Annotated in this window: 25 protein-coding genes and 2 pseudogenes; 6 read left to right on the top strand and 21 right to left on the bottom strand. The window is 50.4% G+C overall.

The annotated features are described in order from the left end of the window. Positions 1-176: 176 nt before the first annotated feature. Genes KJW29_RS35945 through KJW29_RS04460 form a run of 3 tightly spaced genes read right to left on the bottom strand, consistent with a single transcriptional unit; the run spans position 177 to position 2,262 of the window. A complete protein-coding gene (locus KJW29_RS35945) occupies positions 177-521 on the bottom strand; it encodes a DUF5110 domain-containing protein (RefSeq protein WP_246608579.1) in 345 nt (114 codons plus the stop codon). Beyond that, positions 476-709 (bottom strand): hypothetical protein, encoded by a 234-nt coding sequence (locus tag KJW29_RS36420; protein ID WP_281426330.1) that lies wholly within the window; start codon positions 707-709, stop codon positions 476-478. Before KJW29_RS36420 ends, KJW29_RS35945 begins: the two co-directional genes overlap by 46 nt. Next, positions 598-2,262: a glycoside hydrolase family 31 protein gene (locus KJW29_RS04460; RefSeq protein ID WP_281426329.1), complete on the bottom strand. Its 1,665-nt coding sequence runs from the start codon at positions 2,260-2,262 to the stop codon at positions 598-600. Before KJW29_RS04460 ends, KJW29_RS36420 begins: the two co-directional genes overlap by 112 nt. Before the next feature lie 72 nt (positions 2,263-2,334). Between KJW29_RS04460 and KJW29_RS36700 the strand changes: the two genes are divergently transcribed. Continuing rightward, positions 2,335-2,796, top strand: coding sequence for a helix-turn-helix domain-containing protein (locus KJW29_RS36700; protein ID WP_425517551.1), 462 nt, complete (start codon positions 2,335-2,337; stop codon positions 2,794-2,796). Here the strand turns inward: KJW29_RS36700 and KJW29_RS04450 are convergent. Then, positions 2,753-3,181, bottom strand: a pseudogene (locus KJW29_RS04450) (sigma-70 family RNA polymerase sigma factor); the annotation flags it as partial. The gene KJW29_RS36700 and the pseudogene KJW29_RS04450 overlap by 44 nt on opposite strands. A gap of 158 nt (positions 3,182-3,339) precedes the next feature. Here KJW29_RS04450 and KJW29_RS04445 point away from each other — a divergent pair. Both KJW29_RS04445 and KJW29_RS04440 read left to right on the top strand, forming a co-directional pair. Beyond that, positions 3,340-3,558, top strand: a complete 219-nt coding sequence (locus KJW29_RS04445) for a hypothetical protein (RefSeq protein WP_214628891.1) — start codon at positions 3,340-3,342, stop codon at positions 3,556-3,558. After that, a complete protein-coding gene (locus tag KJW29_RS04440) occupies positions 3,540-4,193 on the top strand; it encodes a DUF6036 family nucleotidyltransferase (RefSeq protein ID WP_214628890.1) in 654 nt (217 codons plus the stop codon). The genes KJW29_RS04445 and KJW29_RS04440 overlap by 19 nt, the downstream gene beginning before the upstream one ends. A gap of 36 nt (positions 4,194-4,229) precedes the next feature. Here KJW29_RS04440 and KJW29_RS04435 read toward each other — a convergent pair. From KJW29_RS04435 to KJW29_RS04420, 4 genes and pseudogenes are all read right to left on the bottom strand, one after another. Then, positions 4,230-4,568, bottom strand: a pseudogene (locus KJW29_RS04435) (sigma factor-like helix-turn-helix DNA-binding protein); the annotation flags it as partial. Positions 4,569-4,631: 63 nt separating this feature from the next. After that, positions 4,632-5,609: a tRNA dihydrouridine synthase gene (locus KJW29_RS04430; protein WP_214630992.1), complete on the bottom strand. Its 978-nt coding sequence runs from the start codon at positions 5,607-5,609 to the stop codon at positions 4,632-4,634. Between the two features lie 245 nt (positions 5,610-5,854). Then, positions 5,855-6,553, bottom strand: coding sequence for an RNA polymerase sporulation sigma factor SigK (sigK, locus tag KJW29_RS04425; protein ID WP_087566344.1), 699 nt, complete (start codon positions 6,551-6,553; stop codon positions 5,855-5,857). A gap of 192 nt (positions 6,554-6,745) precedes the next feature. Further along, positions 6,746-7,489 carry a phytanoyl-CoA dioxygenase family protein gene (locus KJW29_RS04420; protein WP_214628889.1) on the bottom strand — a complete coding sequence of 248 codons (744 nt, stop codon included), beginning with the start codon at positions 7,487-7,489 and terminating at the stop codon, positions 6,746-6,748. 164 nt (positions 7,490-7,653) lie between these two features. Here KJW29_RS04420 and KJW29_RS04415 point away from each other — a divergent pair, with 164 nt between their 5' ends. After that, positions 7,654-8,487 carry an AraC family transcriptional regulator gene (locus tag KJW29_RS04415; protein ID WP_214628888.1) on the top strand — a complete coding sequence of 278 codons (834 nt, stop codon included), beginning with the start codon at positions 7,654-7,656 and terminating at the stop codon, positions 8,485-8,487. A 389-nt stretch (positions 8,488-8,876) separates the two neighbouring features. Here the strand turns inward: KJW29_RS04415 and KJW29_RS04410 are convergent, their stop codons facing one another. After that, on the bottom strand, positions 8,877-9,713 hold the full coding sequence (locus KJW29_RS04410; RefSeq protein ID WP_214628887.1) for a phytanoyl-CoA dioxygenase family protein: 837 nt from the start codon (positions 9,711-9,713) through the stop codon (positions 8,877-8,879). 125 nt (positions 9,714-9,838) lie between these two features. Between KJW29_RS04410 and KJW29_RS04405 the strand changes: the two genes are divergently transcribed. Further along, a complete protein-coding gene (locus KJW29_RS04405) occupies positions 9,839-10,747 on the top strand; it encodes a helix-turn-helix domain-containing protein (RefSeq protein WP_214628886.1) in 909 nt (302 codons plus the stop codon). A 210-nt stretch (positions 10,748-10,957) separates the two neighbouring features. Here the strand turns inward: KJW29_RS04405 and KJW29_RS04400 are convergent, their stop codons facing one another. The 6 genes from KJW29_RS04400 to KJW29_RS04375 form a co-directional block, all read right to left on the bottom strand. Further along, positions 10,958-11,482: an aldose epimerase family protein gene (locus tag KJW29_RS04400; protein WP_281426328.1), complete on the bottom strand. Its 525-nt coding sequence runs from the start codon at positions 11,480-11,482 to the stop codon at positions 10,958-10,960. A 26-nt stretch (positions 11,483-11,508) separates the two neighbouring features. Then, positions 11,509-12,528, bottom strand: a complete 1,020-nt coding sequence (locus KJW29_RS04395; RefSeq protein WP_214628885.1) for a LacI family DNA-binding transcriptional regulator — start codon at positions 12,526-12,528, stop codon at positions 11,509-11,511. Positions 12,529-12,605: 77 nt separating this feature from the next. Next, positions 12,606-13,841, bottom strand: coding sequence for an NAD(P)/FAD-dependent oxidoreductase (locus KJW29_RS04390; RefSeq protein WP_214628884.1), 1,236 nt, complete (start codon positions 13,839-13,841; stop codon positions 12,606-12,608). Positions 13,842-13,857: 16 nt separating this feature from the next. Next, a complete protein-coding gene (locus tag KJW29_RS04385) occupies positions 13,858-14,175 on the bottom strand; it encodes a MocE family 2Fe-2S type ferredoxin (protein ID WP_246608577.1) in 318 nt (105 codons plus the stop codon). After that, positions 14,172-15,269 carry a fatty acid desaturase family protein gene (locus KJW29_RS04380; protein ID WP_214628883.1) on the bottom strand — a complete coding sequence of 366 codons (1,098 nt, stop codon included), beginning with the start codon at positions 15,267-15,269 and terminating at the stop codon, positions 14,172-14,174. The genes KJW29_RS04385 and KJW29_RS04380 overlap by 4 nt, the downstream gene beginning before the upstream one ends. Positions 15,270-15,876: 607 nt before the next feature. After that, the gene (locus KJW29_RS04375; protein ID WP_214628882.1) at positions 15,877-16,032 is read right to left on the bottom strand and encodes a hypothetical protein; all 156 of its coding nucleotides are present in this window, start codon (positions 16,030-16,032) and stop codon (positions 15,877-15,879) included. Between KJW29_RS04375 and KJW29_RS04370 the strand changes: the two genes are divergently transcribed. Next, positions 16,031-16,444 carry a helix-turn-helix domain-containing protein gene (locus KJW29_RS04370; protein ID WP_214628881.1) on the top strand — a complete coding sequence of 138 codons (414 nt, stop codon included), beginning with the start codon at positions 16,031-16,033 and terminating at the stop codon, positions 16,442-16,444. The genes KJW29_RS04375 and KJW29_RS04370 overlap by 2 nt on opposite strands. A 136-nt stretch (positions 16,445-16,580) precedes the next feature. On the opposite strand, the gene KJW29_RS04365 is transcribed toward KJW29_RS04370, so the two are convergent. The 6 genes from KJW29_RS04365 to KJW29_RS04340 form a co-directional block, all read right to left on the bottom strand. After that, positions 16,581-17,972: an ADP-ribosylglycohydrolase family protein gene (locus KJW29_RS04365; RefSeq protein ID WP_214628880.1), complete on the bottom strand. Its 1,392-nt coding sequence runs from the start codon at positions 17,970-17,972 to the stop codon at positions 16,581-16,583. 68 nt (positions 17,973-18,040) lie between these two features. After that, on the bottom strand, positions 18,041-18,922 hold the full coding sequence (locus tag KJW29_RS04360) for an AraC family transcriptional regulator (protein WP_214628879.1): 882 nt from the start codon (positions 18,920-18,922) through the stop codon (positions 18,041-18,043). An 81-nt stretch (positions 18,923-19,003) separates the two neighbouring features. Next, positions 19,004-20,527 carry a sulfatase family protein gene (locus tag KJW29_RS04355; RefSeq protein ID WP_214628878.1) on the bottom strand — a complete coding sequence of 508 codons (1,524 nt, stop codon included), beginning with the start codon at positions 20,525-20,527 and terminating at the stop codon, positions 19,004-19,006. A gap of 28 nt (positions 20,528-20,555) precedes the next feature. Next, positions 20,556-21,452, bottom strand: a complete 897-nt coding sequence (locus tag KJW29_RS04350; RefSeq protein WP_087566359.1) for a carbohydrate ABC transporter permease — start codon at positions 21,450-21,452, stop codon at positions 20,556-20,558. A 15-nt stretch (positions 21,453-21,467) separates the two neighbouring features. Then, complete coding sequence (locus KJW29_RS04345; protein ID WP_214628877.1) at positions 21,468-22,430, bottom strand: ABC transporter permease; 963 nt, start codon at positions 22,428-22,430, stop codon at positions 21,468-21,470. Positions 22,431-22,502: 72 nt separating this feature from the next. Further along, entirely contained in the window at positions 22,503-24,104 is a 1,602-nt protein-coding gene (locus KJW29_RS04340; protein ID WP_214628876.1) for an extracellular solute-binding protein, read from the bottom strand. Between the last annotated feature and the right edge of the window lie 19 nt (positions 24,105-24,123).

Raw genomic sequence — 24,123 nt, 5'->3', positions numbered from 1 at the left:
TGCTTCTTCGGCTTTCGACTTCAACCGTTCATCGCGATCGGCAAACGCCAATTTCGAGCAGGCGGATAGAAGCAAAGTCATGGTCGGTAACCGTCACTTTATCCAGGCGAAAATTGGTAATCACATCGGACACCTCAATTTGAGAGTGAGTATAGTTGGCACTTGCTTTGGTTACCCTAATCTACCCGCACCGATACTTCTTGTTCGTTACCGTCGTATTCGACGATGACTGCCTGCTCCCCGGCTTCCGTCAACCCGTAGCCTAGCCCTCCCCCCACTAGGATGATGGAGAAATCAAGTTTCTCTTTCATTCCCGGATAGGAGCCATCCCGTTTACCGAACACCAACTGCCGAGACTGATCATTCCAGTGGATCGGAACCGTGGCGAAAGCGCCTTTTTCGTATTCGTAACCGTCACCTGCGTCCTCATAATAGATAAAGCTGCCATCCTTCCCTGGGTAAATCAGAAGTTCGATTAGGCTATCTGTTTCTTCTTCCGTGCTTTGAATTTCCGGCCCCATAGGTACAATAGCTCCGGCACGAACGAATAACGGCATCTTATCGAGCGTAGCCTGAGCTTGAATGGTTTGTCCTCCCCTAAACGATAACGCAGTCGGATAAAACGTACGAGCGTATCGTACCAGATGGAGCCCGGTTCGCCGAAGCGCCATACTTCTCTTGGCGTATCCGTTCCATGTGACCGGAACATGGGCAGGAAGGTGCCAACCTGAAACCAACGCACATAAAGTTCCCGATACCCCAAATCCTCGCAGCCGGCATCATAGTCGGCATTCCAGAACCAAAGTTCCTCTTTTCGGGCAACAAAGAAGCCCCTATATCCGTTGTCCAGTACGGACAGCCCGTTACACTAAAGTGTAAACCTGCCGGAATCTGACTTCGCAGCGTGTCCCAATTCGCCGCCGTATCTCCCGACCAGGTAATGGTTCCATACCTTTGTTGTCCGGCATAGGAGGATCGGGTCAGGTTGACGACCCGTTTATTCTCCGTTACATCGCGCTGCCCTTCGTAGATCCCTTTCGAATGCAGGAGAGAAAAGGCATTAATATATTCGGGGTCCAAGTACTTCTTGGCTTCGTTCGTATTGATTTGCATTCTTTCTTCCGGTTCGGGCTTCACCTCCCCAGTCCAGTCTGCCTCGAACGGTTCCGTGCAGTCGCACCACCAGGCATCGATGCCGTAAGAAAACAATCCTTCGTTTGCCTGCTTCCAGTACAACTTGCGAGCTTCCTCGTTGAAGGCGTCGTACGTTGCCTGGTTGCCCAAGAGAAGTCCCTTCGACTTCATCTCCACATGGTTGGGTCCATCGTTGCTCATGATAGGCCATATCGATACCATTAGTTTCGCTTTGAGCTCGTGAATGCGGTCCATCATTGCCGCCGGATCAGGGAACCGTTCCGGATCGAAAGACTTCTGCCCCCATAGCTCTCCGGTCCAGGAACGCCAATCGAGCACGATCAAATCTAACGGGATTCGACGTCTCCTGTATTCTTCCACGATGTCGATCAATTCCTCTTGCGATTTATAGCGTTCCTTTGACTGCACGTACCCGAATGCCCACTTCGGCAGCATCGGAGCTTTACCGGTCAAATGCCTATATTCGCTTACGATCCGATCCCATTCCGGGCCGTAAATGAAATAGAAATCCATCTCGTCGTCTACGTCTGTCCACAAATAAGAGCCGAAAGCATCGTCATGGAACGTCATAAGTGAATAGCTGTCCATTAAAATCCCATAGCCGCGCGTCGAGACCAACATCGGAACGACAGCCTTCATATTCTGTTGATACAGGCATTGATGGCTCCCGCGCAGATTCATGACTCCTTCTTCATGCGACCCGAGTCCATAGAGAGCTTCGTCTTCCATCCATTCGAACTCAAGCTTGGTATGGTAGGCCTTACGGTCCACGACGCGCTCTATCCCATTCATTCTAACCCTGACCCCGTCGGCGCCTTGAGACGTTTGCCGCGAAGTTGCGTTGTTGATTACAGCCTTCTCCACATCAATGGACACCAGCGTTTTCCCGCCGTGTCTGGGTTCTTTCGTTAAAACGTTTCCATCTTTATCCTTGTAAGTGAACGCGGAAGTCGCCTTATTAATCTCCAATCGGAGATGAGAGGTCGTGAAGATGAGCCGTTCTTCCTGCTCCTCCACTTCGAAGAAAACGCTCGAAGCAGGTGCAGCCTGAATCATCAAGCTCGGCTTGCTGCTGAACTTCTCCGCCTGCGTATACTGAACCCGCAAGCTTGCGGCTGAATAAGGCGAAATTTGATTGCAGACTTCACTTTCGATCTCGAAGACGGCGACAGCTTATTGGTGGGGTCCGGCCAACTCCATTCCGGGTTCAGCTACTCCAGGGAAGGCTGCGAATATATAGCCATTGTGTTTCATCTGAACTTCTTGCACAGCCGAGTGCTGCAATATATCGAAGAACACTACTCCCGCGAAATCTATATCGATGAACTCGCATCATTGCTGTCCCACAGCCGGTCCCACTTTTGTCGGGTTTTCAAAGACTTTACGGGGGTCACGCCGATGGATTACCTGAACTTTTACCGCGTTAACAAAGCAGCTGACCTGTTGCAGACAGACGGTTGCAAGGTCATTGACGCTGCGCTGCAGACGGGTTTTGACAACCTGAGCCATTTCACGAATACATTCAAAAAATACATGCAATGCACGCCATCGGAGTACAAACGTGATGGTCAGCACCAAATCATACATTCTACTCGTGCGTCCGCTCATCCCCGCCATGCACCAGCCCGAACCGGCCGATAACGACTTCCTTCTCCCGGTCATCCAATATGTCTAGGTTCTTGTAAATCTTGCTCTTCTCGATCTTGAGCTGCACTTTATCCGCCACGTCATCGGACTCTGTACCGAGGATGTCGATCAAGGTGATCTCGTTTCCCTCTTTGTCCGTGCCAATCGGATCATGCAAGGATACGTCCTTGCGCGTCTTCTTCAAGCTGCGAAGATGCATAAGTATTTCGTTTTCGATGCAACGAGCGGCGAAGGTCGCGAGCTTCGTGCCTTTGCCCGTTTGGAAGCTTTCGATGGCTTTGATTAGGCCGATCGTGCCGATGGAGATCAAATCTTCGAGGTCTTCGCCGGTGTTGTCGAATTTGTTGGGGTTGTGGACACGACCTGATGTCACCCACATTTTTATATATACTAAAGAGTCAAATTAATTGAAGCAGTTCATACGAGAATAAATGCCAGGTACAATCGTCTTATTAATGATGATACAATAACATCAAAGTATAAATTTTCACTTATCGTCTATGCTTGAACTAAATGAGGATTAGGGGGGAGTTCCATTTGAAACGTAAGCTCAATTCCATACTCGAAAGCACGAAAGGTCATGTAACATACTTTTCGCATGTCGTTCCAGAAATGCCGGAAACGCGGTCCAGAGATAGCGAACAGCGGAATCGAGTCATCGCAGTGGAAATGCAAATGATTGAACAACGGTTCGATATAAGCAAGTTCTCAAAACCTAAACAAGAGTTGGTGGCGGCATGGAAGAAATATTTGTAGCCCCTGGGCTATTAGAATTATTTGAAACAGTCAAAACAATTTCTGACCCTTGGCGTCAAGATCTCGCTGTCGCCAGCATTATCTCCAAGGTTTTTGAAGATAACGATGTAACGGTACCTATTGTCGTAGGCGGGCTGGTAGTTGCAACCTATACACAAGGACTTTATAAGACCCGAGATATTGATTTGATTGCCGTTAATTCCGATTTCCCTTACCGCGTAATGGAACGGCTTGGCTACGTAAAAGTTGATTCAAAAGATTGCTTTAATCCTGATATGAATTCTATCGTTGAATTCCCTTCCGGAAGATATTCGGGCTCGTACGATCGTGTTCTGGAATATGAAGTGGAGGAAACCGGACTTGTCGTTCATGTTCAGGGGATGGAAGACATCATTCTAGACCGAATAGAGGCATTCGCATCAACTCGTGACCAACGCTCCTTGGAGTGGGCCACAAAAATGATAGGCGTTATGTATGATCATATAGACTGGTCCTACTGTCATTCGCAAGCAAAAGAACGTAAAATTAATCAAGAGTTTGAAGATATTCAGCATTCCGTTAAACGTTACAAAGAAGACTACGAAAAAATGATGAACAAAGTCAATGAGCAATTGAAGGCACGCAGAAGAAAATGAAGAACCTTGCTGCCGCAAGGTTCTTCATTTTTTATATCACTTCTTCGCCTTATAAAACTCATGATACAGCTTCATCAAAGCCCGCTTCTCAATCCTCGAATAATAACTCCTGCTAATCCCCAGCTCCTTCGCAATCCCCGCTGTGTCCGCTCATCCCCGCCATGCACCAGCCCGAACCTACCAATCACAACTTCCTTCTTGCGGTCATCCAATATGTCCAAATTCTTATAAATCTTGCTCTTCTCGATCTTGAGCTGTACTTACAAGGTTTTCCCAGAAAACTTACTTCGTAAGGATAAGCTTGGCCACGTCATCGGACTCCGTCCCGAGGATGTCGATCAATGTGATCTCGTTCCCCTCTTTGTCCGTACCGATCGCCGCTACGTACAACGGCTCGTCATCCGACATGGTGAGCGCCCTCGCGATTATTTAACACTATCATTTAGTAAAGTTTTGTAGCACTTGACGTACTTCATCTGTTGACTTCGTTTGCATGAGCTCATTTTTCAACTCATCTGCCTTATCATCATTCATATATATCTTGAAAAAACGAAGTAAATGAACAAATGGTCTCGGTTCTAGTTCTGTTGCATATTTATCATATAAATCAATATGGTAGTTTAATAACTCAATTTTTTCGTCTCTGTTATGCTCTCTAGGTGTTTTCTCAAAAGCAAATGGATCTTTAAATATACCTCTACCGATCATAATTCCATCAATTCCATATTGTTCTGCCAGCATTAAGCCTGTTTTTCGATCAGCTATATCTCCATTAATCGTTAATAATGTATGGGATGCAATCTGATCACGAAGCTGTTTAATTTCAGGAATAAGCTCCCAATGAGCAGCCACCTTGCTCATTTCTTTCTTGGTTCGTAGATGAATAGAAAGATTTGCAATATCTTGTCGCAATATATGTGATAACCACTCACGCCACTCATCAACATGTGTATAGCCAAGTCTAGTTTTTACACTTACAGGTAATCCACCTGCTTTAGTAGCTTGTATAATATCTGCTGCAAGCTTAGGTTGTAGAATAAGTCCGCTACCCTTAGCTTTAGCTGCGACGTTATGAGCAGGACAGCCCATATTAATATCAATGCCTTTAAATGCAAGCTTAGCTAAACCTATGCTCATTTCCCTATAATAATCAGGGTTATTTCCCCAAATATGTGCAACTATAGGCTGTTCATCTTCTGTAAAGTATAATCTCCCACGTTCACTATATATAGCATCTGGATTACAGTAACCTTCCGTACTTGTAAACTCAGTGAAAAAAACATCAGGTCTACCCGCTTTACTCACAACATGACGAAACACAACATTAGTTACATCTTCCATAGGAGCAAGTACAAAAAACGGTTTAGGTAATTCCCCCCAAAAATTTTCAATCAACTTTAATTCCATTCCTCTCATCAGCATACGATAACCGCTAAAATAAACACCATTATAACATATTTTGATCATGCAACTATTAAGTTTGCCGGCAGCCAATGGCCTGAGCACTATACTATTCATCAGCCAACCAAAACACTCTCTACATGTGTCTAGTATGTAACATGAAAAAACCAAACGACATCTCTGCCATTTGGTTTCATTTTTTGAAGCTACATCAACTGGTACATATATTACTAACGGTATTCTGTGTGTTGGAGCTAATATCACTTCTTCACCTTATAAAACTCATGATACAGCTTCATAAGCGCCCTCTTCTCAATCCTCGAAACATAACTCCGACTAATGCCCAATTCCTTCGCAATCTCCCGCTGCGTCCTCTCATCCCCGCCATGCACCAGCCCGAAGCGGCCAATGACGACTTCCTTCTCCCGGTCATCCAATATGTCTAGGTTCTTGTAAATCTTGCTCTTCTCGATCTTGAGCTGCACTTTATCCGCCACGTCGTCGGACTCCGTTCCGAGGATGTCGATCAAAGTAATCTCGTTCCCCTCTTTGTCCGTGCCGATCGGATCATGCAAGGATACGTCCTTGCGCGTCTTCTTCAAGCTGCGAAGATGCATAAGTATTTCGTTTTCGATACAGCGAGCGGCGAAGGTCGCGAGCTTCGTGCCTTTGCCCGTTTGGAAGCTTTCGATCGCTTTGATCAGGCCGATCGTGCCGATGGAGATCAAATCTTCGAGGTCTTCGCCGGTGTTGTCGAATTTTTTAACAATATGGGCGACAAGACGCAAATTATGTTCGATCAGGATGTTGCGCGAGTCTCCGTTGCCTTCTGCCATAAGCGCGAGATGTTTGGCTTCTTCTTCTTCCTTGAGCGGTTGAGGGAACGCGTTGTTTTTGACATACGAGACCAGCAGAGTCAGCTGTTTAATAAACAAAGCAATTGCCGAGAACAATCCCATCCTTCGTACACCCCCATGCTGTATTGGCAGAACCGCGGATGAAACGAAAGCCGAATCTTCGTTTCGCGTTTCCGGCCCATGCCCACTAGAACGTCAGTTGTACATTGTATGTAGGCAAGGGCCCATGTGTGCCTGTACGCAAGGAATCCATCTTGTAAACGGCAATATCGACAAACATCAAATTTGCGCTAACTAGTATAAAGGATATTTCTGACGCAAGTCCTCGCGGTGAAGAACATTGGAATCCTCTCGAATATAGTGGCAAACGTATGAGCGGCGCCAGCGATCTTTGCTTCGGTTTTTGTTCGAGGAATGGATAAGAAGCTCGCTGAAGAACAGGATATCTCCCTTCTCCATGACAACCGGGATTTGCCGGCTTGTATCGACGCCTTCCGTCTCCTCGGTCCACGATTCGTGTTCTTCGATATTTTTGACCGCGCCATGCGGCAGCAGTCCCAGCTTGTGCGTACCCGGCATGACCCACAAACAGCCGTTTTCCTCATCTACGGATTCCTCCATTGCCGTCCAAGCAACAATCATCGTCATCGGGTCGTTCTTAATGTAATAATAATCCTGATGCGCCGCTTGGCCGGGAGAGCCGGGTTCTTTGTAAAAATACATGCTCTGCACGCATACGGCTTCCTTGCCCATCAACTGCGCCAATGCTCCGCGTACGATATTTTTTTTCATGAGCTGCCTGGAGAAGCTGTCATGTTTATGCGGATTGAACAGGCGCAGCGAATATTTTTTGCTTTCTTCGACGGCGGCCCACTCCGGCATCGGGGATTGGTTGCGAATATCGTAGATGTGTCCGTTAAAGGCATCGATTAGATCCTCGCTCATTCCCTTTTTGAAGAGATAATACCCCTGCTCCATAAAAAAGTCGACATTCTCTTGGCTTAACGGTTGAATTGGCTCTGTATACTTATTAGTCATTTGTTATTCCCTCCATGATTATAATGTTTCTCTTGATAGAGTCAGAATACAGCGAACGCCTCTTCTCCACAATGGATACAATTATCGGATATGTATCTGAAATTGACATTACTGATTATCATGAAATACAATGATGACAATAACATCGACGAAAGGAAGACAAGATGATGCCGGATCCATCGTTATCGCATCCCATTCGCCTTGACCATGTACAATCGGTCACTGCCGGCTCGATTGTTTACCCGCCGGGCGGACGTTTCGGTCCCCGTATCCAGCAGGACATACAATTGGTATTGCTGCATTCAGGCGCGATGAGCATTTCAATAGAGGGTCAAATGATGCAAGTGCAGCCGGGTCATGTCGTAAAGCTGATGCCCGGTTACGAAGAACGATTTGCATTTGCCGAGGAAGAGGAGACGTGGCATCGGTGGATTGCCGTGCATGTCGGGGAGCTGACGGACGAAACGTTAACGTTTATGACAGAGCTTCCTGTCGTTCTTCCGTTGACCGAAGAATTGAACCGTATGACCGATCTTCTATTGTCCATCCAACACCGAACATACCCGGGCGATCCATTGCTTCGCACGTTAGGTTTGGCAGCGCTGCAATTATTACCGTTGGAGTCGAAGCGCGTAACGGAACGGGAGAAGCATGCGTCTGTGTATACAGCCAAATCATGGATGAAAGAACATCTCATGGAGGATATTTCATTATCCGACCTGGCATCCAAGGCCGGCGTATCTTCGGAGCATCTCGTTCGTTTGTTTCGGCATTATGAAAACGATACGCCTATCCATTATTTATGGAAGCTTCGCGTAAACAAGGCGATTGATCTGCTCGTCCATACGGGATTAACCGTTACGGAGATAGCCGAACGCTGCGGATATCAAACGACTCATCATTTGGCTAGACAAATAAAACAAAAGACAGGTCTTACCGCAACGCAAGTTCGCCGGAACTCGTGGAAAGGCCTAGGTACAAATCTTATACGTAGTTAAGTGTGTATGAAAATTCATACATAATTCACCAGATAGGCCGGCAACTGGCCAAACGTGTATGAAAATTCATACACAATCCACCAAATAGGCCGGCAACTGGCCAAACGTGTATGAAAATTCATACACAATCCGCCAAATAGGCCGGCAACTGGCCAAACGTGTATGAAAATTCATACACAATCCGCCAAATAGGCTAGCACCTGGCCATTTGGCTATCCAATAAATCAGTGAAAACGGAATGCTGGACGCCCCGTTTTGGTTGAATGTTAATTGGCAGGCATCCACCTCGGCATTTTCCTGAAAAAGCAGGTAAACAAAAAAGTTGGACGGAAGCGTCCGCCCAACTTTTTATTTTTGAGACTTATTGGACAGCCCCTTTCCAGTGCCTCTTACCGCTTATAAATAACCGGAAAATACTCATTAGAGAACGTTTGCCCCTGCACCGGTCTAGGTCCTAGCAGCCGAATGTTGTCGTGGCGCTGGATTCCCGCACGATAACCGGTACCGCCTTTCATCACATGGGCGACGACCGACAGGCGCGGATCGTTTGTCCGGTTCTGTCCCGAGCCATGGAACGTAAGCCCGTGATGGAAGCTTGCTTGCCCTGCTTTCAGGATACAAGGCTCCTCCACCCAGTCGCGGCCATCCGCATATTTGCGTTGCAGCTCTTCCATATTTTGATTGAAGAACGAATCGCTCTCCGGCACCAATCCCCACTTATGAGATCCGGCAATCGTCATCATGCCTCCATTGGTTAAGTCCGTATCCTGCAGAGCGATCCAGACGGTAATCATATCGGAGGTATCCGAACATTGCCAATAGCCATAGTCCTGATGCCAGCCGACATTGCCGGCCTTCGTTGCTTTGTCTCCGATTCCAGGCTTGTAGATGACTTGATCGTGCCACAATCGAATTTCGTCCGTCTCCAGCAAGTCGGCAGACAACTCTCCAATCAGCGGATCCGTGACGACAGTTCGAATCTCGTCGTTAACCCACCAGCCGTTGTCCAGCTTGCGGAGCGCATCCGGGTTGTCGCTTAATCGGAAGTGGTTCATCGGATAACCGTCGCCGTCGTAATCCCCGCTCCAAATGCGTTCATGCGCTTGGCGCAATCGTGCGATCTGCTCGTCGTCAATCAGCTTGGGGCTGATCCAGTACCCGTCGCGGGCGAAAATCTCCTTATCCGCTTGCGTAATTTTGTAGCTTCTCTCGGCTTTTATTTGCATCGAAACACCCTCCTACTATTGGATGTCCTAAGCATACTACTAGAGCGATTCGTTTGACGTTCACGCCGGTATTGAGTAGGATTAGAAACACGGAATAGTTATAGAAACAATCAGGACGGTGACTCATGGGAAAAACTGATGCCGATAAGTCTAAAGCCCGCTGGACGTTTAACACTGAAATCGACCCGCCCGTGCAGCGTGTACCGGAACTTGTCATGCTTGGAAGCGATGAGCTCCGCAAAGCTGCTCCGTTATATGAGCATCAACATCCCGGTTGTTTTGAATTTGTGTTTATAGAGAGAGGCAAAGCGAGTTGGGAGCTTGAGGGCAGCCTCTTCGAAACCTATGCCGGCGATTTGTTCCACTCCAGACCAGGCGAGAAGCACAGCGGCGGATTCAACGCGATCGAACCCTGCAAATTTTGGTGGCTGATCATCGAAGCGCCTCATCGGCATGCCTGGCTTGGACTCCCGCCGGAAGAAACCCGTCTCATCAGCGATGCGATTGAACGATTGCAGCGCGTGAAGCAGATTGGATTGTTTGCAGTGCAATCGTTCCAGAAGTTAAAAGATGCGATATCTTTGGAAAGCCCTCTCCGCAGTGTCGCTGTGCGCAGCGCGCTTCTCGATACCTTGCTCGCCTTGATACAATCGGGCGCAAGAACGGATACGATCGCTCACGATTTGCTTCACCATTATGACGCGTTGATCGCCCGAATGGAGCGTGAACCGGAGTGGCGGCCCACCGTCGACGAACTTGCCATGACGGCCGGCGTCAGCAGCTCCCACTTCTACCGCACTTTCCAAGCCTATACGGGAGAAGCTCCGACGGCATTCTCCGAGCGGCTCCGCGTAAAGGAAGCTTGTCGGCAGCTGACCGATACGGAGCATTCCGTAACGGATATTGCGTATCGGCTGGGTTATGCGTCCAGCCAGCATTTTGCGACCGTGTTCAAACGTTTTATCGGCTGCACGCCGTCTCAATGGCGCATTTCCGGCTCAGCGAGGGATAACTCTTCGAGAAGCCGCGGCTAGCTGATCATCCCATGCTGTCTTGTTCCTGTCGCCATCATGATCTTCTGCGGAACTATTCCTCAAGTCATAAACGGGAGCCTTACTCTATAATTGACGTTGCGTCGTCAGTCTCACTTACCCAACAACTCCACCCACATCGCGGTTCGCAGCTGCACGACCTCGCCGGGTTCGATCCCCCTGCTGCCTGTCAGGCCGGCATCGTATGGCAAGTTAAACGCATCGGTCACATACGTGTACGGCTCCAATCAACAGTCGCCCTTCATATAGCCGATGAGTCACGTCGAATGTGAGCTTATGGGGAAAATAATCCATGATGTCGGCATGCGCCGCTGGCTCGAATCTGCCTGTCACGTATGCCCCATGTTCGTTAGATGCACTATAATCGGTAACGCTCCAGGCTCTTTGCAACAGTTCCCCATGCAAATGATGATGAGGCGGTTCGTTGATCGGCAACTGGTACCTGTTGCCGTTAAAGATGTATGTTCCTCCCTTTATACGGTTGGTCGGAAACAAAATCGGCGTCCCGTACAGCGTCCTCGCGCCGAGATCAGCTTTAAACGCCGCCGCATTCGGCGGAGGCGACAGTACCTGAATGTCTCGCCAGCTGTATGATATGGCATTGTTGCCTGCTTCGGGCATAATCTCCGCGACCGCCGTATGTCTGGCATCGCTCAGTTCGTACACGATCGCGCCGTCCCGTTCGTGCTGTCTGACTTCATATTGGCTTTGAAGCATAGAATTCGTCCTTTCCAAGCCTGCTCCTACAAGCTCTCGGGAATGACAATACTCGTTTCCGTATAATAGTATTGCTGCTCCGGCATTTTCCCGTTCAGGATTAGCTCATACAGCATGCGAAGCGAACGATAACCTTGCTGGGCAGGATTCTGGACAATGGTAAAGTCGATTAATCCTTCTCGCATCCCCTGCTCCACCTCGGGCATCAAATCATTCGCTATAATGCGGTATCGATTTGGTCTGTTCATCCCCTTGACCACATCCATACATGCGCCTATATGGCCCGTAGCCATATAGATCCCCTCGATCTCCGGGTATCTGGTCAACGCCTCCTTGAGCTTCTCGTAGGTAACTTCAAAACGATCATAACCTTCAATCACTTGGGCGATGTCAATGCCGCTGTCCGATAAATGATCGCCAAATCCCTTTACTCTGGCACGATGCGCATAAATGCTCAAATGCCCCGCCACCACCAACACCTTGCTCGGAGAACGAAGCACTCGCGCCATTAGACCCGCCGCAATGCGGCCGCTTTGGGGAAGATTCTGTCCCACAAAACATATGCGTTTGGACTGCTCGACATCCGAATTGAAGGTGATCACCGGCACGCCGCTGTCGACCGCTTGATTAATGCTTAGCCGAATGAGGTCATCATCCATAACCGAAAACATAATGCCGTTTACGCCGTCTTCCACAAGCTTGCGTATGACGGCAGCGCCCTCCTCCGGATTTTGATTGCTGACATAACAATATTCAAGCCGGATGCCGAAGCCCTTCAGCTCATCGGCGGCTTCCTCGATACCGTCTCGTATTTCCTGAAAAAATTCGATCTCCCGAGGCGGCATAATGATGCCGACATGCAACGGTTTTTTGCTGAATGCAAGCGCTTTGGCCGCGGCATTAGGTACATAATTCAATTCTTCGGCGATAGCCATCACCTTTTCCCGGACGTGCGGCTTCACGCCTGGCCTGTCGTTTAAGACCCGGTCAACCGTTCCTCTGGATACGCCCGCTTTTACCGCTATTTGCCGAATCGTTACGCTCATGCGCATTCTCCCATCCTGTCCTGAGTATGTCTTTGGATTCTATTATGAAAGAATGGAAGAACGTTATCAAGACAGCGTCAACTCATCAGTTGCTTAAGCCTTACCGTATGGTCGGCAAGAGCTTCCACTGCCGGTTTGGCCTGCTTCTCCACCAGCATTTCGCCGATCCGGATATGTTTGGCTAACGAGCCGCCTGAGCCAATTCCGCTAACGGCCACAACAGTTCCTTCTTCATTTAAATGGAAATATAGTTGCCCCTCCTCGCCCATATTCCGCTCCACAATCGTAACGGCGCGATCGGTCAACCCGGCTACCTGCAGCGTCAGATCGTATTGGTCGGACCAGAACCAAGGCACGACCCCGTACGGCTTCTCCGAACCTAGCATATTACCTGCCGCATGCATCCCCTGATCCACCGCATTGCGCCAAGCTTCCAACCGGATCCGATGATTGCCGAACAAGACATGCGGGAAGGAACAACAATCGCCGGCGGCAAAAATATTTGGATCGCTGGTCTGAAGCTTCTCGTTGACGCGTATGCCATTATCCATCGCCAGTCCGCATTCCTCCGCCAGCGCAGTCTCCGGCACTGCTCCGATACCGGCAATGACGGCATCGCAAGGAATGACCGTTCCGTCGGCAAGACGCAGCTTGAATTCGCCTGCTCCCTTGTCGATTCGCTCCAGGGAAGCGCCCGTAACAATGCGAACGCCTTGTTTCCGATGTTCCTGCTCCACAACTTTCGCTATAGCTTCGGGCACGCCCCGGGCCAGCAGACGGCGCCCCGCTTCCAGCAATGTAACGGAACAGCCTCGCTGTATAGCGCTTGCCGCAACCTCAAGACCGATAAACCCGCCTCCGATAACGACGACGCGCGAGCCATTCCGGAGCGATTCGCGGAGACGAACCGCGTCCTCGTAGCGGCGCAGATAGATCAGATCACCCGCTCCATCCCCGGCTATCTCCAGCTTTCTCGGCTTGGCTCCTGTTGCCAGCAGCAGCCGCCTGTAAGGAATTTCTCTCCCGCTGGCCAGTTCCACGCGATGCCCCTCTCGGTCAATGCGGCGCACGGCAACGCCGCTGACCCAGTCGATGCGCTCCTCTGCAAGCTGCGCCTCGCTTACTACCGCTGCCGGAGACGGCTCCTCCACCGCTATCAGCAACTCCTTGGACAGCTTGGGCCGCTCGTACGGCAATAAACCTTCGTTCCCGATTAACGTAATTTCGCCGTCCCATCCCAAGCTTCTTAATTCCAGCGCGGCCCTGACCCCGGCTTCGCCGGCTCCGACGACAACCATTCCACTCTCATTCATCCTCTGCCGCTCCTGTCTAATCGATCTTAATAAACACGCTGTCCGACTCCACCTTAACCGGATATGTTCGAAGGTCGACGCATACGGGCGCGCGCTTGGCAGCTCCGGTCGGAATGTCAAATCGGCCGTTATGCTTCGGGCATTCAATGACGTTTCCCATGACCAATCCGTTAGACAGATGAAATTTTTCATGCGTGCAATAGCCGTCGCTGGCGTAGAAATGTCCCTTGACCGTACGATATACAGCAAAAGTGCGCTCTCCATGGTCGAATCGAATGACATCCTCCTCTTCAATCTCATCGACTGCGCATACTTCAATCCATTCTCCGCTCATAATGGCATCTGGCTCCTTTGTTCGGTTTGTTTGTCGAAATCGTGCATATACGGCTGTGCCGTAGGCGGCAGCGGTTTGACGACGACGTAAGCCGGATTCTCTTTTTGCTTGCGCAATGCGCCAATGACTTCTTTGAGCGCCGCCCAAAGTCCGGGACGCGCCTCCGGGCAATCACCTTTCATCTCCTGATGCAGCTTGGGCAACGCATGATACGGAACCATCGGGAACATATGATGTTCGACGTGATAGTTCATATTCCAGTACAAGAACCGGAATACGCGATTCATATAGACCGTTCGGCTATTCAAGCGATGGTCCAGCACATCCTCATACAATCCGAGATGCTGCGTCATGCCGAACAGCAGCACCATCAAGTTGCCGTAGAACGAAGGCAGCACAATAAACATCGCCGGTAAAATGCTGCCGGTATATATACACGCGGCAATAACGGCCGCAAAAATGAGCAAGTATACCCGGGCCTCGCGAAACACTTTATGATGTTCGGTTGGAGGGATATATTCCTTCTCCTGTACCTCCATCCTGCCGACCGTGTGAAGGAAAAAACGTTTGATCTCAATCGGTCCGCCATACAGATGAAAAATTTGCATCACAATAATTTTCCAAATTGGCGGTCTTTCGGTCAAAATTTCCGGATCGCGCCCGACGATAATCGTATCCGTATGATGGCGGGCATGACTCCAGCGCCATGGCGTCGCAGAGCGCAATACCATAAAGGAAGCGATCTGGTAGACAACATCGTTCATCCATTGCGTCTTGAAGGCTGTGCCGTGTCCGCATTCATGCCAGCGGGAATCGCCGGGCGAAGCGTAAAAGGTGCCGTATGCAAAAAAAGCGAGAATGGACCACCATGTGCCCCAGGACAAATAAGCGAGATAACCCAATACAATAAGCGTAGCAAACCAAATGAGCGTATCACGGATCGCGGGTCCGTCCTTTCGTTTCATCAGTTCCTTCATCTTGGCGCGCGGGATTGGGGTTGCATACCATTCCGCCGCGGCCAGCCCCCGCTCCTCGGCTCGTTTGCCCTCCGGACCGGTCAAGCTGTAATCTCTTTTCTGCACGACGATTGCCATGAGCCTACCTCCTTTATGATTAAAAAAACAATTTCCGTGCCCGGGCACATTTATGAGGAAAGAAAAAGCACGAAATCGGCTTCGGCCTATTCCGTGCCCGGGCACAACATTATTATATTCCGATTTGCCCCGATCGGCAATATACAATTTATCGATCGGGCACTCATGTTCCTGAGAAGAATAAAATCACCTGAAGGATGACTGTCAAGCTCAAATATGCGATCTGTCGTCAAACTCGCTTCCTTTCTTCCTTTTTTTCTCACCATTCGTTTGCGTTAGCCAAAGACCTATTATCGTCTATGCTGCTATTCAGAGTTACTTTAACGGTCCATCGGCGTTCTTAACGCCTACAGCTGCTCGTTCACCTACTTTTTGGAGCCATAAGCGTTACTAACGACTATGGCTGCTATTCAGAGTTACTTTAACGGTCCATCGGCGTTTTTAACGCCTACAGCTGCTCGTTCACCTACTTTTTGGAGCCATAAGCGTTACTAACGACTATGGCTGCTATTCAGAGTTACTTTCCCGTCCATCGGCGTTTTTAACGCCTACAGCTGCTCGTTCGCCTGCTTATAGTCGCAAAAATGACCGCCAACCTATTTTCCCATTACTGCTCATCACGCAAATTGGTTCCGTTACGACCCAATAGTGTTTTTCCGTCCGTTTTTTGTTGATTTTCGGCATTTTCGGTTTTAAAAAAGTCCTTATTCGTTCCGGTTAACACCACCTTAAGGGAGTACCGCCATAAAGAAGAAGCCTGCATGCTGCTTCGCCTCCTTCTTATGGGATTGGAACGGGAGAGCTTGTCTAGCAATGAGGCTTCTAGAAGACGAAGCCCGCATCTCGAAGCCATGACGAAGATCGCCGCAACGATTCGGGAAAATCCGGCTCAGGCCGGCTCGATCGCGGAACTGGCGAAGCAGGCGTATTTGTCGCCGCGCTACTTTTCCATGAAGTTTAGGGAAACGATGGGCCAGACGATCGAGAGCTATATCATCGAGAAAAGGATCGAACGCGCGGAGCTACTGCTAAACCAGCACGGCATGATGGTAGGAGAGGTAGCGGAAGCGCTTGGCTATCAGAACACCTATTATTTTAGCAAGCAATTCAAGAAAGTTAGAGGCTACAGCCCTTCGAAGGCGGGACGGCGGGGCGCTTTGCACGCAAATGACTAACTTGAACGGGTAACGCTCATTCTGAGCCTGAACATCATCAAAAGCGGCATCGGAATGAAAGCCCGATACCGCTTGCCCGCTCAAATTCGATAACGGCTTGTCGGCATATAGCCCCGAGTACCGGATTCCCAAGCAGCTAGCTGTTACCTGCCAATTGTCCAGACAGCTTGCGGAAAACGTTGTAGCTGCGCTCCGCGCATTCCGAAATGGCAATGGGATGAAAGCCAGGCAGATCCGCATATAACGTATCGTTTAGTGGAGCCGTCCATGGGGAAGGAAGCGCATCTGCTCCCAATGCCGCGCCCATAATGGATCCTACCGTCGCCCCGTTGCAATCGGTGTCCCAACCGCCCAGTACGGAAGTGGTGACCGCCTTCTCAAAGTCCCCGCCGCCAAAGATCAGGGAAGCCGCGACCAGCGCCGCATTATTATTCGTATGAACCGGATGGTAATGTTTGAACGATTCCCAGATTTGATCGACCAGCGAGATTTGATCCCTGGCCGCGGATGCGATATCCACTGCCTTACGGATATCCGCCGCAAGCCTGGACGTCGCCGGAATTTCGCTAAGGCCGATCTCGACGATCCGGCGCGGGTCCTTCTCGGCGAACGCGGCGGCAATCATCGCGGCTACGAACATTTCACCGTAAATCCCGTTCTTGATATGCGAGAAGGAGGCATCGCGCCATGCCAGTTCGGCAGCCAGCTCGGGCTGTGCGGCTGCCCCGTACGCAAAGCCGTCTGCGCGAATTTGGGCGCCTATCCACTCTCGATAGGGATTCAAATGCGTGCGAACCCATTCCAGCTTTTCTTTCCAGTTCTCCGGTCTGTCAGGCTTCATATGAGAGGTAACTTGAGAAAAATTCAAATACGCTTGCGTCTCGGCCGTACAAACTTGCGCATAAGTGAGGCGATTATGCCATAGCTTGCCGATATCCCATGAATCCCAATCCAGTCCTTTCTCTTCGAGCATGATCAATCCAAGCACCGTATAACGAATATCGTCGTCGGTTTCCATAAATGCAATCCGCTCGCGCGTGCTCTTCAAGCCGAAATGAGCAAGACCCAATTCCTTTGCTCCCGGCGATTCGATCGGCGTGTAACCCTGAATCGGCCAGGCGTTGGCGCCTTCAAACCAGAGCTGAACGTTTCTCCAGCCGGGATTGCCATTTGCTCCAGCCATGTACGGCCCGTGCTCAAGCGGCTTGCCAAGGGCGCAACCGACGCTCCGTCCCAGCCACGCTCCATAAAATTTGTTGCGCCATTGCGGCTCCGACCATCCGGCCTTCAGACTGCGCGGTCCTTCCGGACGCAGCTTGCGAATGCTCTCCAGCTCTGACGGCTCCTCATAAGGGAAGTCCGTTCTCGCTTGCAGCTTGGACAGTTCCTCATACAGACTCATAAGCTTTCCTTCATCGTCGCCCGCTTCCTCCGCTCTTTGAGCGAAGCCCCGCGTGTCGCACCCCTCTTCCGTTCTTTGGACAACCTCTTCTCTTACGAGCGCTTTCAATGGATCCCAACCAGCCATAAGTTTTCAATCCCTTCCGCTTATTTAGGACTGATTATATAAGAAGACTAGTCTCAGCGCTTCCCAGATCAAGGCAGCTCATTCTCAAAAATTGCAATTCCCGAATATTTATTCCGATAGGCCATAGGAGAGATGCCTTCCGCTCCGGCAAATAAACGATAGAAGGAAGAAACGCTCTGGAATCCGCTTGCAAAACAAACCTCAGTCACCGGCATATCCGTCCGTACCAAAAGACGGCGCGCCTCCGCGAGCCGAAGTAATAGCAAATAATCTTTAAAACCTCGTCCGAGTACCTCCTGAAACATTCTCGACACTCTGGAGGAGCTCAGATGGAGCATACGGGCAAGCTGTTCAAGATCCAGCGGCTCATTGAAGTGCTCCTGCATATAAGCGGATATGATGCGGAAGTTCGAAAAGGAATCGGTTATTTCCCTCCATTCGGATGGCGGAATATCGGTGCTGCAGCTACGCAGCAGATGGGAAACGATTTGCAGCAGCAAGCCTTTGGCCATCATTTGATATCCCTCCAGCTTTCGGTCCAGCTCCATCCATATGGATTGCATCAATGGCCAAATCGCTGTTGCCAATGCCGAGTCCGAAGGAATCAGGTTCTGAAACCGTTCCGAAGGAATGGAGAAGGGAAGCAGCAATCGTTCGTCCTCCTCCAGCAACAGACCAGGATCGAAATTCAGGAACAAATAGGAGCTTGGGTTATGCTCCGCCGAGCAGGCGATATGCCTTTCCGTATGATTGACAATAAATATATCTCCTGGAGCGACAACGTATTTTTTGGAGCCGAAATAAAACTCGCCCTCGCCCGACACGCAGCAGCCGATCTCCAGGCTCGCATGATAGTGCAGCGGTTCTCTATACGAACGCGGCGTCCAATAAAAGGCGTTGATCGCGATATCATGCTCGTATTCAATGTTCAGACGCATGCTTTTGACCATGCTTCTCACCTCTGACTTCATCGTAGAGGGACACTGTAGCGCTGTCAACATGCCAAAAGATCAAAACGAATCAACCCCCGCCTACGCATGTTTCGCCTTCACTTCCGCATAATTCAACTTCACCGTCGTATTCAGAGGAAGACGGTCTTCCTTTTCCATCGTCCAAAGCAGCAGCTTGCGCTCGAGCGCCGAACGAATGCTCGCGAAGGCCGGGTCCTCGAAGCGATTGTGCAGCTCGTCGCGGTCGTTAACCAGGTCATAGAGCTCGCCTTCACCGCTGGCGTAGATGTTCAGCTTCCACTCCAGCGTGCGAATGCTTTTGCCCTTCCCCACCCATGCCTCGCGATAGGCGCACCAGACGAAATAACGATCGTCGAACGGATGCTCCGGGCGCACGGTAATATCGGAGACGCGCATCGGCTCCCCTTCTTCGCCGCTCTCGATGACGACATATTCGCGCGGCGAATAGTCCTCGCCCTTCAGATAAGGAGCCAGGCTCTTGCCCTGAACGCCGGGCGGGATCGAAATGCCGGCCATGTCCAGGAACGTCGGCATAATATCGACCAGCTCGACCGGATGTTTGGTTCGTCGCGGTCCCTGATATTCCGGAGCCGCCACAATAAACGGCACATGGGTAAAGGAATCGTAGAACATGTTGTGCTTCTGAATGAGCCCGTGAGCCCCCATCGAGTCGCCATGATCGGACGTAAAGACGACGACGGTATTGTCCGTCAAGCCGAGCTCCTCCATCTTCGCGAACACGCGGGCGAGCGTATCGTCGATAAATCGGATCATGCCGTAATGGATCGCCCGTACCTTGCGAATCAGCTTATCGTCCGCCGTATCCATCGCATCCATCAGATAGGCCACCTGCTGTCGCTCCGGTTTTCCTTCCATCATGTCCTTTGGCGGAAGCGGCACCTTGGCGGGATCAATCATGCTGGCGTAAGGCTCCGGCGCTTGATAAGGCGTATGCGGATCCGGAAAGGACAGCCAGGCGAAAAACGGCTTCTCGGGATCACGTTCATTTTCGAGATAATCCATCATCGTTTCCCCAAGCAGGTAGGTTCCGCATTTCTCCGGACGGGCAGGGTTGGTTCCATGGCCCAAAGGGCTTACCCAGCAAGTATGGGACCACTCATGCGCCGCCATGGTTTCGGGATCGTCTCTGTAGCCGTCAACCAGATGCCCGTGATCGGCCAGCCGGACGTAATCGAATACTTGTCTCAGCACGCTGGCTTTCTCGCGATCCGCGACTTCGGCGGGATAGTAGGTCTTGGTATTCTCCATGAAAGCATGATTTTTCCCGATAATCGCCGTCTGATAACCATGCTCCTTGAGCACTTGCGGCAGCGTTGTCTCCGCAGGATTAATCATCATGTGGTTCGCATGAACTCCGATGGAGGAGGCATACCTGCCCGTAAACATCGATGATCTTGACGGGGAACAGGCGGGATAATTGCAGAAGGCGAAGTCAAATACAACGCCGCGTTCGGCCAGGCTTTCGAGTATTGGAGTTTCTAATGCCGGGTTGCCGTACAAACCGAGCGTTTCCGCCGATTGCTGGTCCGTCTGAATAAGCAATAAATTAGGCCGTTTATCCATCTTGTTTCCTCCTTCTGGCACCCGCATCTCAACCTTTGATCGAACCGATCATCACGCCTTTAACGAAATAACGTTGAATGAACGGATACAGCAGCAGGACGGGCACGCTCGAAATGATGATGACGGAATACTTGATACTCTCGGCCAGCATGACGCGCTCCGTCATGCCGACATCGCCGCCGCCCATGTCGTCCTGATTCAGAATGAGGATTTCCCGCAGAATCAGCTGGAGCGGGAATAATTCCCTATCCTTGAGATAAATCAGCGCGTTGAAATACGCGTTCCAATGACCTACGCCATAGAACAGCACCATAACGGCCAATATCGGCTTGGACAGCGGCAAGATGATGCTCCATAACATCCGGAAGAAATTACAGCCGTCCATCCATGCCGACTCCTGCAGCTCGTTCGGAATGCTGTTCTGGAAAAAGCTCCGCATCACGATGAGATTATAGGTCGCGATGGCGCCGGGAATCAGCATCGCCCAGATCGTATTATTCATGCCAAGGTTTTTGACCAAAAGGTAGGTCGGAATCAGCCCCCCGCTGAAAAACATCGTGAACGTAACAAAAAACATAAGAAATTGTTGACCAGGCAAATCCCTGCGGGATAGCGGATAAGCCGCCAGCACGGTCAAAACCAGATTGATGAAGGTGCCAGCTATCGCATAAAATACGGTGTTCGCGTAACCGCTCCATATTTTCTCATTCTCGAATACCAGCTTGTAAGGCTCCAGCGTAAAGCCTTGCGGCAGCAACCAGACCCTGCCTTCAACGACATCAATCGGATTGCTGAACGAGGCGCTGACCACGAACAGCAGCGGATAACCCACGAGGATTAGGAGCAAGGCAGTGATGACATACAGAACGGCATCGAAAATTTTGTCATCTCTGGACCGCAGCTTGTTTTCATTGGATGATTGCATGCTCTTTGCTCCTCTCTACCATAGACTCGAATCGGCCTTTTTCTTTGCAAACCAGTTCACCAACACGAGGAGGGTAAAGTCGATTACGGCATTAAACAAACCCGCCGCCGCCGTATAGCTGAACTGGCCGCCCATAATTCCGTTTTTGTACACGAATGTCGGCAAAATATCGCTTTTGCTGGCATTAATCGGATTCTGCATCAGCAGCGCCTTCTCGAAGCCGACATCCATCAGCTGACCGATCTGCAGGATGAACAAAATAATAATGGTCGGCAGTATGCCCGGTATCGATACGTGTTTGATGCGCTGGAGCCTGGTGGCTCCGTCGATTTTGGCCGCCTCGTACAAGGTAGGGTCGATGCCGCTGAGCGCTGCAAGATAGATGATCGAGCCCCAGCCCATATGCTGCCAGATCCCCGAAGACACGAAAATGGTTTGGAACCACTCCGCTTTTTGCATAAAATGAACGGGATCCATGCCCAGCATCATCAAAATTTGATTGATCTTCCCCGTTTCCGGATCAAGAAAGATGTTCAGCATCCCCACCAGTACGATGATCGATAGAAAGTGAGGGATATAGGACACATTCTGCAGCAGCTTTTGCAGCCAGCGGAGCCGGATTTCATTAAGCAAAAGTGCCAGCAGTATAGGAATCGGAAAGCCGACAAGCAGCTGGAACAAGCTTAAGCAGATCGTATTCCATAGCAGCTCCCAGAAGTACACTGAAGAAAAGAAACGTTCAAAATGAGACAGGCCCGCCCAAGGACTGCCCAAAATTCCCTTCGTCGCGGAGAAGTCCTTAAAGGCAATGGTGATCCCGTACATCGGAACATATTTGAACAGAATATACCAAATGATCGGGATAAATAACATCAAGTAGAGCTCATACCGAACGAGTATCCGTTTCCGCAGTACATGCTTCGGCTTCCACTCGCTATTTGTAGATGTAGTCGATTTCGCAGCCTCGGCTTGCATCATTTCACACTCCTATCGCAGGTCAGGAAAAGCCAGGGGCGGCGTTGCATATCCGCCGCCCGCAGCAAATCATCTTTATTTCTTCGCGTCATAGGCGTCTTGATACGCCTTCTGCAACACGTCAATCTTCATCTTCTCGAGGGTAGCCGCGTATTCCCCCCATTTATCGAAGCTGAGCTCTCCGATGATGAACTTCGCGACCGATTCTCTTACATATTTATCAATGTCCGCTTTGATCGGGATGATTTGGTCCGAAGTCGCCTTGTCGAAGATCGGAGCGCCAAGGACGGTTTCCGGCAAATAATCTTCAATAAATTGGTTAGCCTCCAACACCTTGTCGTTCTCTACAATGTTGCCGAAGGTGTCCGTTACCACATGCGGGAAGCTGCCTCCCGGCACCAGATTTACCTGGCCAAGCGCCGCCATAAAGCCGCGGGAGTCATTTTTGATGGAATCATGGATGACCGGCTTGCCGTCCTTCATCGTATACGTCTCGCCTTCCACGCCGTATTGGAAAAATTTCGAACCCTCTTCGCTAAAGAAATAATCGACCCAGCGAATGGCGGCCTCCGGATTTTTATTTACTTTGGAGATGGCGAACGTTCCGATCGGCGCTGCAATTGGTCCGGTAGCCGAATGGGTCTGATCCCCTTGAGGACCTACGATCGGCGTCATGCCCGTAAATTGATTCTCCACCTGCAAGAAAGGATCGGAAGCCTGAATAAAGAACATGCCGATCAGAGCTTGGGACAGATTGCTTCTCCAATTCGGTATATCGCCCGCGTAAAAGTCCTGCCACAGCAGCTTCTCGCTATACAACTGATTCAGGAATTGCAACAGCTCCTTGAAGCGTTCGTCTTTCAGCCAAATGTTGACCTGATCATCCTTGATATTGATTTGATAACCCATTTGCTGCTCCAGGCCGAAGGACCCCGAGAAGGTGGAATAGACCATCCCGATATCCCGTAAGCCGAGCGGAATCTCGTCCTGCTTGCCGTTGCCGTTGGGATCGTTGTCGCGGAACGCGCGCAGCACCGTAAACAGCTCGTCCACATTCGTAGGCGCTTTCAGATCCAGCTTGGCGAGCCATTCCTTGTTGATCCAGATCTTCTCCGATCGTCCGGAGCTCTGCAGACGCACGGTGGGCAGCGAATAGATATGACCGTCCGCAGCCGTCACCGACTTTTTGACCTCGGGATATTGCTCGAAGATGCTCTTCAGATTCGGCGCATGCTCATCGATCAATCCCTCCAGCGGGATGAGCATTTGCTCCTGCTGACCGTAGCGGGCAATGTCCGTATTGGTCAGATTGGCCCTCAGGAAAATATCCGGCAGCTCATTCGCGGCAAACAACAGATTCCGCTTCTCGTCGCAGCCTTGCGCATTCGCAGGAAGCTCATCGAATTGCAGCTTGACATTGGTCATTTTCTCATATTCCTTAAAGATGAGGACGTCTCCCCACTCCGCATGGTTCGGATCCTTGCAGCCGAAAACCTTCAGGGTGACGGGCTCATTGACGATCGGGAAGCCTGCTTCCGTAAGGTTGCTCGTCGCATCCGCATTCCCTGGGCTAGTGACCGGCTCCTCCTTCGAATTGCTGCAGGCCGAAGTCAGCGTCGTCGCCGTTAAGGCGGCCGCGAGCATCAACATCATTCGCTTTCTTGTTTTTACCAACATTTACGGTCCATCCCCTTTT

The organism is Paenibacillus agaridevorans (assembly GCF_018604145.1).
In the GTDB taxonomy this organism is placed as follows: Bacteria; Bacillota; Bacilli; order Paenibacillales; family Paenibacillaceae; genus Pristimantibacillus; species Pristimantibacillus agaridevorans.
This window is presented reverse-complemented; position numbering and strand designations above follow the sequence as displayed.